This is a genomic window from Limosilactobacillus pontis, assembly GCF_002940945.1.
In the GTDB taxonomy this organism is placed as follows: Bacteria; Bacillota; Bacilli; order Lactobacillales; family Lactobacillaceae; genus Limosilactobacillus; species Limosilactobacillus pontis_A.
This window is the reverse complement of record NZ_PNFV01000004.1, coordinates 26,705-39,466: the sequence shown is the minus strand read 5'-3', so window position 1 is coordinate 39,466 and position 12,762 is coordinate 26,705. Positions and strand designations below refer to the sequence as shown.

The 12,762-nt window shown below is 50.7% G+C and carries 11 protein-coding genes and 1 tRNA gene; 4 read left to right on the top strand and 8 right to left on the bottom strand.

Annotation, left to right across the window (positions count from 1 at the left end; all coding sequences use genetic code 11):
* Positions 1 to 113: 113 nt before the first annotated feature.
* Entirely contained in the window at positions 114 to 461 is a 348-nt protein-coding gene (locus tag CK797_RS04135) for a hypothetical protein (protein ID WP_104688538.1), read from the bottom strand.
* Positions 462 to 531: 70 nt separating this feature from the next.
* A complete protein-coding gene (locus CK797_RS04130; protein WP_104688537.1) occupies positions 532 to 981 on the bottom strand; it encodes a MerR family transcriptional regulator in 450 nt (149 codons plus the stop codon).
* Positions 982 to 1,171: 190 nt separating this feature from the next.
* Between CK797_RS04130 and CK797_RS04125 the strand changes: the two genes are divergently transcribed.
* Positions 1,172 to 2,617, top strand: a complete 1,446-nt coding sequence (locus tag CK797_RS04125) for an MDR family MFS transporter (RefSeq protein WP_104688664.1) — start codon at positions 1,172 to 1,174, stop codon at positions 2,615 to 2,617.
* The gene (locus CK797_RS04120; RefSeq protein WP_104688536.1) at positions 2,617 to 3,333 is read left to right on the top strand and encodes a DUF4811 domain-containing protein; all 717 of its coding nucleotides are present in this window, start codon (positions 2,617 to 2,619) and stop codon (positions 3,331 to 3,333) included. The genes CK797_RS04125 and CK797_RS04120 overlap by 1 nt, the downstream gene beginning before the upstream one ends.
* Before the next feature lie 131 nt (positions 3,334 to 3,464).
* Here the strand turns inward: CK797_RS04120 and CK797_RS04115 are convergent, their stop codons facing one another.
* The gene (locus CK797_RS04115; protein WP_104688535.1) at positions 3,465 to 4,340 is read right to left on the bottom strand and encodes an RluA family pseudouridine synthase; all 876 of its coding nucleotides are present in this window, start codon (positions 4,338 to 4,340) and stop codon (positions 3,465 to 3,467) included.
* A 61-nt stretch (positions 4,341 to 4,401) separates the two neighbouring features.
* A tRNA-Asp gene (locus CK797_RS04110) sits at positions 4,402 to 4,476 on the bottom strand.
* A 131-nt stretch (positions 4,477 to 4,607) separates the two neighbouring features.
* On the opposite strand from CK797_RS04110, the gene mprF reads away from it, so the two are divergent.
* Entirely contained in the window at positions 4,608 to 7,196 is a 2,589-nt protein-coding gene (mprF, locus tag CK797_RS04105) for a bifunctional lysylphosphatidylglycerol flippase/synthetase MprF (RefSeq protein WP_104688534.1), read from the top strand.
* Between the two features lie 107 nt (positions 7,197 to 7,303).
* Here mprF and CK797_RS04100 read toward each other — a convergent pair whose 3' ends face one another.
* On the bottom strand, positions 7,304 to 7,876 hold the full coding sequence (locus CK797_RS04100; protein ID WP_104688533.1) for a DJ-1 family glyoxalase III: 573 nt from the start codon (positions 7,874 to 7,876) through the stop codon (positions 7,304 to 7,306).
* A gap of 15 nt (positions 7,877 to 7,891) precedes the next feature.
* A complete protein-coding gene (locus tag CK797_RS04095; RefSeq protein WP_104688532.1) occupies positions 7,892 to 8,878 on the bottom strand; it encodes an alpha/beta hydrolase fold domain-containing protein in 987 nt (328 codons plus the stop codon).
* 108 nt (positions 8,879 to 8,986) lie between these two features.
* Here CK797_RS04095 and CK797_RS04090 point away from each other — a divergent pair, with 108 nt between their 5' ends.
* A complete protein-coding gene (locus CK797_RS04090; protein ID WP_104688531.1) occupies positions 8,987 to 10,321 on the top strand; it encodes a replication-associated recombination protein A in 1,335 nt (444 codons plus the stop codon).
* Between the two features lie 192 nt (positions 10,322 to 10,513).
* On the opposite strand, the gene CK797_RS04085 is transcribed toward CK797_RS04090, so the two are convergent.
* Both CK797_RS04085 and CK797_RS04080 read right to left on the bottom strand, forming a co-directional pair.
* On the bottom strand, positions 10,514 to 11,992 hold the full coding sequence (locus CK797_RS04085) for an MFS transporter (protein WP_104688530.1): 1,479 nt from the start codon (positions 11,990 to 11,992) through the stop codon (positions 10,514 to 10,516).
* Between the two features lie 112 nt (positions 11,993 to 12,104).
* Entirely contained in the window at positions 12,105 to 12,758 is a 654-nt protein-coding gene (locus CK797_RS04080; protein WP_104688529.1) for a uracil-DNA glycosylase, read from the bottom strand.
* Positions 12,759 to 12,762 lie beyond the last annotated feature (4 nt).

The window sequence follows — 12,762 nt, the reverse complement described above, 5'->3', positions numbered from 1 at the left end:
TTGGGTTAATTTTATCCGTACGTAAAACTGTATTTATTTTACCACAAGTCTGAAAACCAGGACAATAAAAAAGGCCGCGAAACTATTTCGCGGTCTCTAATGATAGATTCAAGTTAGTCCTCACTTGGTAATTGTTCTTCCTGCTTCTCCCAAGCAGCATCCCAGTCCACGACCGGTTCACCGTCCTCTTGGTATCGTACATCAGTAAGCTGCTTCATAATCTCAACATAGGCGCTCTTGGATAGGCGATAGCTTTCGGCAACCAATGCACTGTGGTCCATGAATTTATTCAGGTTGAGTGTTTCATTGATCGTGCCCATGACTCCGTTGGAAACCTTGGCCCCCAAGATCTCCAGGTTTCCCTGCCGGTACTGCTTAACGTAGTAATTGATAAACGACTTCAAGGCATGCTCCTGGGCTGTGGCGCTCAGGTCAGAATAACGTAATCCTTCTTCACTCACAAAACTCGTCCCTTTCATGTAAAAAATAAATACTCAATTACACCATACCACAATAATCCGGTCAGGTTAACTAGTCTTCCTGGACCACCCGCAGATGCAGGGTCGTCTGACCGTTCTTGTCGACTCTGGCATAAACCTCTCTGGTCGGGTCGTCGTCAAGTTTCCCTAGCCGAACCAGACCATCTCCATCACTATCCTGCTCGATCCCCTGAATTCGATCGCTTATAAAGTGGCGAAAAACCTTTCCGAGAGCCCGCCGTTCCCGCTCCTTCTGGACAGCTACTTGCAGAGTGTAGCCCTGGTCGAGGTAAAACTTGATGATCCGTACCTGGTAAGCCGTCATCAGACTAAAGTGGTGGTTTTTGTTCTGCTGGTCCTGCTGCGAGTGAATGTAACCCTTACGCTCCCAATAGCGTATCTGGCTCGAAGATACCCCGGTTACCTTGGCTAACTCACTCATACCAATCTTGATATCGTCGCTCTTAAAGATTTCGCGGAATTGTTTTCCCAATGCATCCATAATATTCCCTCCGTTTTCTGCTGATCCTATTATTATTATTTAATCGGCTATCTTTGTCAAATTATTTGACAAAGATAGCCGATTGTATTATATTTTTCACATTACTTATTTTTGCGAAAAGGGGTCCTTACTTGTGAATCACAATAATCAAGCGGTTGATATCACTGGTAAACCTTATAATCGTAGTCTGATGGTCCTGGTCCTCTTGATCGGGGCTTTTTGTACGATTCTAAACCAGACAATCCTATCAACCGCTTTTCCAGCATTGATGAATGCCTTTAATATTAGCACTTCCACGGTTCAATGGCTGACCACTGGCTTCCTAATGGTCAACGGGATTATGATCCCGGTCAGTGCCTACCTGAGTAGCCGCTTCAATACCAAGCTGCTATTCATCCTCGCGATGTCTACCTTTGAGGTTGGGACCATCCTATCCTGGCTAGCCCCGTCCTTTGCTGTCCTGCTCGTGGGACGACTCATTCAGGCAGTCGGTGTTGGGATCAACATGCCACTAATGCAAAATATCATGCTGACCATTTACCCGCCTGAGAAGCGTGGTGCCGCCATGGGAATCAACGGTCTGGTGATCGGCCTGGCTCCAGCAATCGGCCCAACCTTGTCCGGATGGGTCATCGATAACTTCAGCTGGCGGTGGTTGTTCGGAATGATTGTCCCGATCGCTGCGGCGGTTATCTTGGCCAGCTTTGCTCTCGTCAAGAACGTTATCCCGAATCGACGTCCCCACCTCGACTGGTTGTCCGTCGCCATCTCAACACTGGGCTTCGGTAGTATGCTCTACGGTTTCTCCAGCGTCGGTGATAAAGGATGGACCAACCCAGTAGTAATTACGACCATCATCGTCGGCGCTATTCTGGTTGCGATCTTGGTTTGGCGTCAGGGCAAGCTGGATGAACCATTCCTAGAATTCAAGGTTTTTGAGAGCGGTGAATTTACCCTCGCTACCGCCCTCAGTTCCATCGTTATGATGGCGATGGTCGGTGTCGAATTAGTCATCCCGCTTTACCTGCAGATCATTCACGGAATGTCAGCTTTCCACTCCGGACTGACCCTGCTCTTTGGGGCCATTTTTATGGGATTGATGAGTCCAATCACCGGGAATCTCTTTGACCGCTATGGGGCCAAGCGGCTGGCCGTTACCGGGATGTTTATCCTCTGTGTCGGAACCCTGCCCTTTGCCTTCATCACCCGCGACACCCCAACCATCGATATCGTTTTTCTCTATGCGGTCCGGATGTTTGGGATCTCAATGGTCATGATGCCGGTAACAACCGCCGGGATGAACTCCCTGCCCTACCAGCTAATCTCTCACGGAACCGCAGTCAACAACACCATCCGACAGGTGGCTACCTCGGTCGGAACGGCGATTATGATCTCAGTTTTGACCAACATCACCAACAGTCATAAACCGGGGCACGCCCTGTTGGCCCAGTCCCCACTACAATATAAGGCCAAGATGTTTGACGCTACCCTGATGGGCTACCACGCCGCCTTCTGGTTTGCCATCGCTTTCGCCTTTCTGGGGCTACTTCTGACCTTCTTTGTCACCCCTGGTAATGGGATTCACCAGCGGATCGACAGTGAAGATATCCTCAACGATAAGGGAGGTGCTAATTAATGGTTATTATCTTAACCTTCCTCGGAGCTGTCTGCTTCTTCCTCAGTATCATGTTTGTTCAAGGACGGATTCCCCGTATTATCCTGGCAACCATCACCGGCCTGGTCTTCATCGGCTCAACAGCCTTGATGACCCTCAACTATAGCCACCACTTCGGTATGCACCAGGTCACTACAACCACCAGCCGTCGGATCTATCCAGTTAACGCTAAAATGCCGCTGGCCCTTTACCAGCCGGTTGGTACTAGTGGCAAGGATGACGTCTACATTTACAAGGCCAAGCCGACCCAGACTAAGCCAAGCCACACCCAAGCCAACGAATATACCCACAGTCAGGTCAAGTGGAAGCAGTCCGGCACTCCCCGGCTTGTGACCACCACAACTCGCTGGCGATTCAAGAATAACTTTTATAAGATTCTCTATGCCTGGTCCGGGATGGATGGTACGCTGGTCAAGCGGACCAATACTTTGGAATACCCACGGGCCTATGTCCTGTTAACTACCAAACAAGCAAAGCAGCTGCAGGCTCGTGCCAAGTCACCAGCTGGTCAACAGGCCCAAGCAATGGCCCGTCAGCAGGGACAGGCCTACGTTACCGGCCGGGTTCAAGCCGCTATGGTTAAGAACCCGCACATGACTGCTGCCCAGATCAGAACTGTCGCCCAGCAGGCTGAACAAGAGTTCCAGGCCAAGATGGTTCGAGCCTTATTGAAGTAACTTACCAACGTAGATAAATGAAACAACACAGTACACAAAAGGCCTCCAGTATTCGGATCTTCCGAACACTGGAGGCCTCTTCGTGCTTGTAAGGGGGATGAAAATGAACTAGTAAGATAGTCCTATCCCATCTATATCATAATTTTCGTAAAAGATGCTGGCAGCGGAGAAGTAAAGCTGAGCCGACGCTGGCTAAATGGATCACGAAAAGCCAGACGACTGGCGTGAAGCAATTGGTGGTCACCCTGACTGGTATCGCCGCCATAGAGGGCATCACCAAGTAAGGGATGGCCAATTGCGGCAAAGTGAACCCGAATCTGGTGAGTTCGACCGGTATGTAGACGAACGCGAATGCGGGTCCAGCCTGTCCCCTCGGCCTCTACCCAGTATTCGGTTGATGCTGGCTGACCCTCGGCAGACACCACTCGCTGGACCTGACCGGCCACACGAGCAATTGGCTTATCAATAATTCCATGATCTTTAGTGAGATGGCCGCCCACCAAGGCCGTGTACTCCTTCACCATTTGGTGTTGCTGAACCTGCTGACTGATCATACTTGAAGCAACATGGTGCTTAGCTACCAGCAAAAGGCCGCCAGTATCACGATCAAGCCGAGTAATCAGGTGAGGCCGTTGGTCAGAAGACTGCTGGTCAAGCAGGTAGCCAGTGACCCGGTTTAGAATCGTTCCGTTAGTCACGCTGGGTCCCGGGATTGAGGTTACCCCGGCTGGCTTATCAATGACCATCCAATTATCGTCTTCGTAAACAACCTGCAATGGATCGTGACTAACCGCCACCGTCGGATCAGCTGGTTCAGGATTGACTCTGATTGTCAGCGGCTGATTGGGCAGAATTTTGGTGGTTGGTCGAACCGGACGGTGATCAACCAGGAACTCCCCCTGCCCCTTCTTGATATCGTTAAAGAGACGGTGCCCCATTCCTAACGACTGTAAGAACTTCTTGATTTTGATCGGCTCGGTACCCGTGTACTGCCAACTTGCTTCCATTATTTGCCTCCTCATTTTGCATACAAAAAAAGTTGAGTCAACTGACTCAACTTTTTAACGACGGTCCGTACGAGACTCGAACTCGTGATCTCATCCGTGACAGGGATGCGTCCTAAACCAACTAGACCAACGGACCATTTGACAACATCTATGAGTATACGTGAAATTACTTCAACCGTCAACCACTAATTTAGCATTGTCTCCCCGACGATCTGGTAAATGGCTTATAATAATTACGTTAGCTATCTAATCTAAGGAGGAGTTTTAATGAAATCACTAGGTAGACATTTGGAATCCTGGTGGGAAAAGTACTCGCGAATCATCAAGCTACTGTTTGTGACCTCAGTTCTTGTGTTTGTCGTCCATGCACTCGGTAACTTTTTTAAGACCGTCGATTGGCATAAAGTAGGCGTTGGCCTCGCCGGCCTTACCTGGGAGCAGATCCTGCTACTGGCAGTGGCCGGATGCATCGCCGTGATCCCAATGCTCGGTTATGACTTTGCGGTTACCCGATTATTACCCGGGAAATTTAAGCGATCCTACATAGTTCGTTGCGGATGGATCACCAATACACTAACCAACATTGCGGGCTTTGGGGGCCTGCTTGGATCGTCACTACGGGCCTATTTTTACCGCAAAAATGCCAGCAAAAAGGAAATCCTGCTAGCAATCTCAAAGATTGCCATCTTCCTGCTATCCGGACTATCGGTTCTCTGCTGGGTCGCTCTGATTATCATGTTTGGCTTTCACGAAGGCGGTCATTTCAACCAATATGCAATTTGGTTAATTGCTGGTGGGCTCTACTTCCCAATTGTCTTCTTCATCACCCAGATCTATAACAGTAACATCTTCAAGGATATTACACCCCGTTTAGAAGCCTTCATTGTCACCAGCTCAACCTTTGAATGGCTTTTCGTAGCCCTCTTCTTCCTGCTGGTTGGCTGGTGTCTCGGAGTACGTGACAACCTGATCAGTGTCTTGCCCCTTTACGTCGTCGCCCAAGTTCTCGGGGTTATCTCCATGATCCCTGGTGCGTTGGGTTCCTTCGACATTATGATGATCTTTGAACTATCCCTTCTCGGGGTACCGCAGACAACTATTATCATCTGGCTGCTACTCTTCCGGATTTTCTACTACATCGTTCCGTTAATCCTGGCAGCAGTCATGTTCCTACACAACCTGGCCGAACAAGTTAACGAATTTTTTGACGGCCTACCGGTGATGATGGTACGCAAAACAGCCTACTTCTTGATCACCGCCTTCATGTATATCTCTGGAATTCTGATGCTGCTGACTGCTTCAGTGCCGGATCTGACCAGCCAGAACAAGCTCATCCAGCGTCTCTATCCCTACACCTTCTTCTTCCTCCACCAAATGACCACAATCCTGTTTGCGGTTGCTATGCTGGCTTGCGCTCGGGGACTTCAGGCTAAGGTCAAAAAAGCTTACTGGCCGACCTTGATCTTGCTGTTGATTGGAATTGTCAACACCATCTGGAACTTAGGAACACTTGGTTTGACCATTTACCTGGTTATCGTCTTGCTCCTCGTGTTAATGTCTCGTCACGTCCTCTACCGAGAGAAACTCCAGTACTCCGTCGGTAAATTTATGATTGATGGGATTATTTTCGTCGGCAGTTTCATCCTCTACGTAATTGTCGGGGTAATCAACACGCCACAGTACATCAGCAAGCACCATATCCCTGACTTTCTCTTCTTCCCCGGTGAAAGTGTCTGGTTCTCCGGATTAATCGGCCTATTCCTCGGATTGATCCTGATATTACTGATCCTACGCTACTTCACATATGGCCGGGATCCCTTCAACGTAGTCCACAATTTTGATGCCGATCGGGTACGAGGCGTAATCAACGAATTCGGTGGGTCCTCCACCAGCCACCTAGCATTCTTAAGGGATAAGGCAATTTACTACTATCAGGAAGACAAGCATGACCAGCTCTTCTTCATGTACCGTAAGAAAAACGACCGTCTCGTCGTGATGGGCGACCCGATCGGCAACAAGGATGTCTGGCGCCCAGCCTTCCGGCAATTCATCCGGACGGCGGATAAGTATGACTACCAGTTGGTCTTCTATGAGGTCTCCAGTGAGGTCACCCTCCTCTTGCACGAGTTTGGCTTTGACTTCATCAAGACTGGGGAAACTGGCTTAGTCAAACTTGCCGACTTTACTTTGGCCGGGAAGAAGCAACGTTCACAACGAGCACTAATGCACAAGTTTGACCGGGAAGGTTACACCTTCACTGTTGAACAGCCGCCGTTTACTTCCGATCAATTGGCCGAACTGAAGCGAGTCTCAGACAGCTGGTTGGGCGCTCAGGTTGAGAAGGGATTCTCCCTAGGTTTCTTTGATCCTTACTACATTAACCAGGCCCCGGTTGGTGTCGTTCGCGACCAAAATGGCAAGATGGTTGCCTTTGCGACCTTCATGCCAACCGGTGGCAAGGAAATTTTAACCATTGACCTGATGCGGCACAGCAAGGATGCCCCGTCCGGGATCATGGATAAAATCTTCATCAGCATGTACCAGTACGGTCAGAAGAACGGCTACACCTACTTTGACCTTGGGATGGCGCCCCTTTCCAACGTTGGCGAGTACCAATTCAGCTTCATCGAAGAAAAGGCGGCTCACTTCATCTATGAGTATGGCTACCACCTCTACGGCTTCCAGGGTCTGCGTCGTTACAAAGATAAGTACGCTTCAGTCTGGTATCCACGCTATATTGCCTACCGGAAGAAGAATTCCCTGATCGCCACCATGCTGATTCTAGTCAGCGTCGTCAACCAACGAGTCGATCAACAGAACCGCCACCTTTTCTTCTTCTGGCTGAACAAGAATTAGTTTACGAACAAGTCGGTGCCAACTATTCAGTTGCACTGGCTTGTTTTGATTAAGATGATAAAAGGAGCGGCACGCTTTTACAAACGTGCCGCTCCTTTTAGTAACTTTTAACGCTGGTCCATTAAATAGTCATAGAGCATCTCATGCTTGATCTGTTTAGTATCATATCCAAGGACCTCAGCAATCTGATAGGCAAAGGCCAGGGCCGTAGCCGGGCCGCGGCTTGTAACCACCTTGCCGGCAGGGTCAACCACGGTGATTGTCTCCTTGAAGTGGGCATCCTTAGCCAGACGATCAACCTCCTCATTGAATCCTGGAAAGCAGGTATAGTTGCGCCCGTCCAACAGGCCATACTTAGCCAGGGCAATCGGTGCTGCACACATAGCGGCGTTCCACTTACCCAGCTGGTTTCGCTGACGCATTAAGTCCGCCAGCCGACTGTTGTCACGGAGCTTCTCAGCCCCACCCCGACCACCAGGGAAGGCAACCAAGTCATAATCAAGCAAGTGTTCATCAACGGTTTGGTCACAGGTCAATTCGATCCCGTGCGCCCCAGGAACCTTAATTTCTTCCAGTCCTACCATTGCCGCTTCGATCCCCATGCGCCGCAACACATCAATAATCGATAATCCTTCAACTTCTTCACAACCAGGTGCAAATACAACTGCTACCTTTGTCAAAATAATCACTCCATCCTAACTATTCACAATCTTAACAACTTGTTTCATCACAACATCGGCCTCGGGAACCGGATAGAGTGGGTAGATATGGAACATCCCCCGCCCCACTGTGAAGTTCACCGGAATTCGGCTATTCTTGAGCCGCTCCACCAACCGGGCAGCATCAGGATACATAATCTCCCTGGTACCAGCATAAACGTGTACGTCACAGAGCTGATCCAGATTACCATCCAACGGGCTCAATCGGTAATCGCGGTGATTGGTGTCGCCCGCCCACAGGTCGGCAATCCGCCGCAACCCGTAGCAGGCCAGGGTAACATCATCATGCTCGTAACGGCCGATCACTGGGTTGGCCAGATCAAGATCCAGCCACGGCGAGATCAAGATCAAATGGCCAGGCTGAGGCAGACCTCGCTGGCCTAAATATTCGCTGAACCCCAATGCCAGTCCCGCCCCAGCAGAGTCACCCATTAAGGTTATATCGCTCGCCGGTGCCTGTTGGTAGAGGTTACCATACAGTTGGGCAACCTCCTGGTAGGCGGCCCGAAAGTTATGCTGGGGGGCCAAGGAGTATATCGGAACGTAAATCCGGGCTCCAGTTGCCTGGGCCAGGCGGTTCAGGTACTGCCAGTGAGTCTTATCAGCGGGCTGAATGTAAGCACCACCGGCCAGGTAGACAATCACCCGCTGGTTAATGCCACGCTCGTTTAAAACGTAAACTGGAATCCGGTAGTGTTTCAGCTGACGCAATTTAACATCGAAAGTCACCTGTGGCAGTTCATAGCGCTGGGCATTAGTCTGCCGGGCCGTTCGGATCAGCTCGTCATACGCGGCAGGTTCAGCAAGGGCGTGCTTAAAGCCGCTGAGCTGGATCCCCATCTCAATGAAGGTGGCCTTATTGGAACGGTGTTCACCGCACCGGTGCAGATCACGAAAACTATTACTTAAGTTATTCACCAACCGACCGGCTAATCCGCCCCGAAACCGTTTGAGTTTTTCCATTTCTTCCGCCCCTTTAAAACCTCTTTATCTTTATCCTTATCCTAACACGCTTCATAATACAATTTTGTTAAGATTTAGTTTAGAATATGAGCAAAGGAGATTTTAAGTATGCACCAAGAGTCACTGTTTGCCCAGGGCAACGCCGCTAGCACCCCACTGGCTAACCGGGTACGGCCAACCACCATCGATGAATTCGTCGGGCAGCGCCACCTGCTTGGGCCGGGAAAAGTCCTACGCGACATCATTGAAAACGACCAGATCTCATCCATGATTTTCTGGGGGCCACCCGGCATCGGTAAAACAACACTAGCGGAAATCATCGCTCACCAGACCAAGGCTCATTTTATCACCTTCAGTGCGGTAACCTCTAGCATCCGGGACATCCGTAAGATCATGGAAGAGGCCGATCAGAATCGCGAGTACGGGGAACGGACCATCTGCTTCATTGACGAAATCCATCGGTTTAACAAGGCCCAGCAAGACGCATTCCTTCCTTTTGTCGAACGCGGTAGCATTACCCTGATCGGAGCTACAACTGAAAACCCGTCGTTTGAAATCAATGCGGCCCTGCTCAGCCGCTGCCGGGTCTTCGTCCTCAAGTCACTAACCACTGAGGACGTCGAGCAGGTCCTGCGCCGGGCCCTTAATCATCCCGCCGGTTTCCCTGGATTAACGATCCACTGTGCAGCTGACGAGCTCCATACCATCGCTCAGTTTGCCAATGGGGACGCTAGGATTGCCCTCAACACCCTGGAGATGGCAGTTCTCAACAGTCAGCGGTCGGGTACAGAAGTTACCATCACCACTGACGACCTCGACCAGCTGGTCAACACTAAGTCTTTGCGCTACGATAAGCACGGTGAAGAGCACTACAACATCATCTCGGCCCTTCATAAATCGATGCGCAATAGCGACGTGGACGCTGCGGTTTACTGGTGCTCACGGATGATCGATGGCGGCGAGGATCCGCTCTACATCGCTCGACGTCTGGTCAGGTTTGCCAGTGAGGACATTGGCCTGGCAGACACCAATGCACTTCGCGTGGCGATCAACACCTTTCAGGCCTGTCAATTTCTGGGAATGCCGGAATGTGACGTCCACCTAACCGAGTGCGTGATTTACTTGGCGATTGCTCCCAAGTCTAACGCCGCCTACCAAGCCCGCCAGGAAGCCCATGCAGCAATCAAGAAGACCGGTAACCTGTCCGTACCGTTGCAGATCCGTAATGCCCCGACCAAGCTGATGGAGGACCTCCACTACGGTCAAGGTTACCAGTACGCTCACGATACCAAGGACAAACTAACGACCATGACGACAATGCCGCCTGAACTTGCCGGCAGCCACTTCTATCATCCAGGCGACCAGGGCTTTGAACCCCGTTTCAAGGCCCGGATGGCGCAGATCGCCGAATGGCACCGGAAGCACCCCGATAATAAAAAATAACGAGGCTGGGAGAAAATTCTGTTTTCTCGCCAGCCCCTTTTTCAATTCCGAATATTATAAAGTAGTTACGGGAAATAAGCGCGTCCTTAGCGTCTAGCTACGAACGAAGGCCGACGCCTCCAGCGTCAACCTCCGTCCTATGCTAGCCGTACAGGACGCCGAGAAGCTTATTTCCCAGCCTCGTTATTTTTGTCATGCATTCTTTTGCGCCGCCAGATGGTGCTTCCAACCCAGCGGAATCACGATCAGGAGTGAGATGACGATCAGAATGATTGCCGCAATGATAATGTCACGGTAACCGTTATATAGGATGTTGCGCATTGTTGGTACCAAAGCCTTTGGTAGCGATCCGGCTGTCTCGGCATTTGACAGCTTATTCAGCATTGTCATTGTAATGCCATGGGAGTGCTGAACCCCCTTAAACAACTGGTTATTGAGGATAACCCCGTAGGCAGCCGCCATCAAGGTCTGGCTAAGAATCCGCAGCAAATAGCCCATCGAGGTAGCAATTGGGACGTCCCGTAGCTCGGCATCGGTCTGGACGTTAATCTGCAAAATATTGAAGACTAATCCAACCCCCATCCCCTCGAAGGCGCCCATTGTCAGTAAGAGCCAAAACGGGGCATCCTCACCGGCAATCCAGATGCCAAGGAAGGCGATGAAGATTGAGGCCGCACCACAGGTTACGATCCAGTACTTTCCCCAGCGGTCCTGGAGAAATGGCACCAGCTCGGAACCGATAAAGTTAGTGATGGCACCGGGAATCTGAGTCATTCCTCCAAGAAGGGCGCTCAGCCCCAACAATCCCTGAGCCCACATCGGAATATAGGTGATGAAGGCAATAAAGGACCCCCAGATAATCACAAACAGCGAGAAGTCGATCACCAACTCCCGGTTCTTAAATAGCCGACTCGGCACGATTGGGTCAGCTGCCCTGTTGTCGACCCTGGCCATCCAACAGAGCAGACCCACGCCGACTAAAAAGAGGACCCCAACCACTAACCAGGAGACTGATCCAATCAGTTGAACAGCCACCAGGATCGTAGTCAGACTGGTTACCAGGAGGGTGGCACCAAGGTAGTCGACCGGCTTACCAGCCGCCTGCTGACCTGAGTTCCGATAGAAGATTGAGATGATGGTAATCGCGATGATTGCAATCGGCACGTTAACGTAAAAGACCCAGTGCCAACTCCAGGTGTCAACTAGCCAGCCACCAAGCAACGGACCGATGATTGAGGCCGTTCCAAAGCAGGCACTGGAGATCCCCAGCACCTCGGCCCGCTTCCGCAGGTTTTGGTAGATCTCCGCAAAGACGATGAAGGGAATTGTATTCATTCCCCCAGCACCGATTCCCATCACCGTCCGAGCAATGATGAACCAGAGAATGTTGGGCGCCAGTCCTTGAAAGATGGCCCCAATCATAAACATTGTCGTAGCGCTAATGTAGGCAACCTTGTTCCCCTTATGCTCCCCGAACTTACTCCACAGGGGCGTGGCCACCGCCATCCCCAGCAGAAAAGTGGCCACGATCCAGCCCATGTATTGTAAGGCGTGTAGATCGCTAGTGATCGCTGGCAGGGCAGTATTGACGATCGTTCCGTCCATCCCAGCCATGATATTGGAGAGCAGTAGGGCTCCAGTCACAATTGTCCGACGTTGATTTTCTAGCACAGATTCAGCCTCCCATTTATCAAACTAAAAAAACTCCTTGCGAACAAGAAGTTTTAAAATCAACGTTTCTATTATACTGGCAATCCGTCCGATTGTATATTACTTTATTTTCTTAACAATGTAGTTTCTGCATAAATCGGCCTAAGCGCTGCCAATCGGCTTCTACGGTAGGCTGAAGGCGGCGGGCGTAGAGAATCGCCGCCGGGTGGTACATTGGAAAGATTCGATACTGATGCTGACTCAGCCGATAGCCTTTACCAGTCGGATCAGCTTCCTGAATTGGGGCTGTGATCAGGTGCCCATGGAGCTGACCAATATTAGCCTTAGGGCCAAGCAGACGTTGAAGGGCAGTATTACCCAATGGGACCAGCACTTGAGGATCAACATAGTGAAGCTCCCAGTCAAAGAGCGGTGCGAAGGCCCGAACCTCACTTTTGGTTGGTGTCCGATTTGGTGTCTTCTTCACTAATTTTCCGGACTGCTTGTCCCGGACCTGCTTGATCGAGTACGGCCGTTGACGAACAACACTGGTAATGTAAACCGTCTGCCGGGAATAGCCTATCGATTCAACCAACTTCATCAGTTCCTGCCCTGACGCCCCAGAGAAAGGAATATTAACCTTTTCCTCGTGCCGGCCGGGGGCCTCACCGATCAGCATTAGCTCTGGGTGACGTGGCCCCTGTCCCGGGGTAAACCCAGTTAAGTGCCGGCCTGCAGTAGCCGCCTTAACCTGAGCCAATAGGTCGGCAGGATATTGGATGATCATCTGC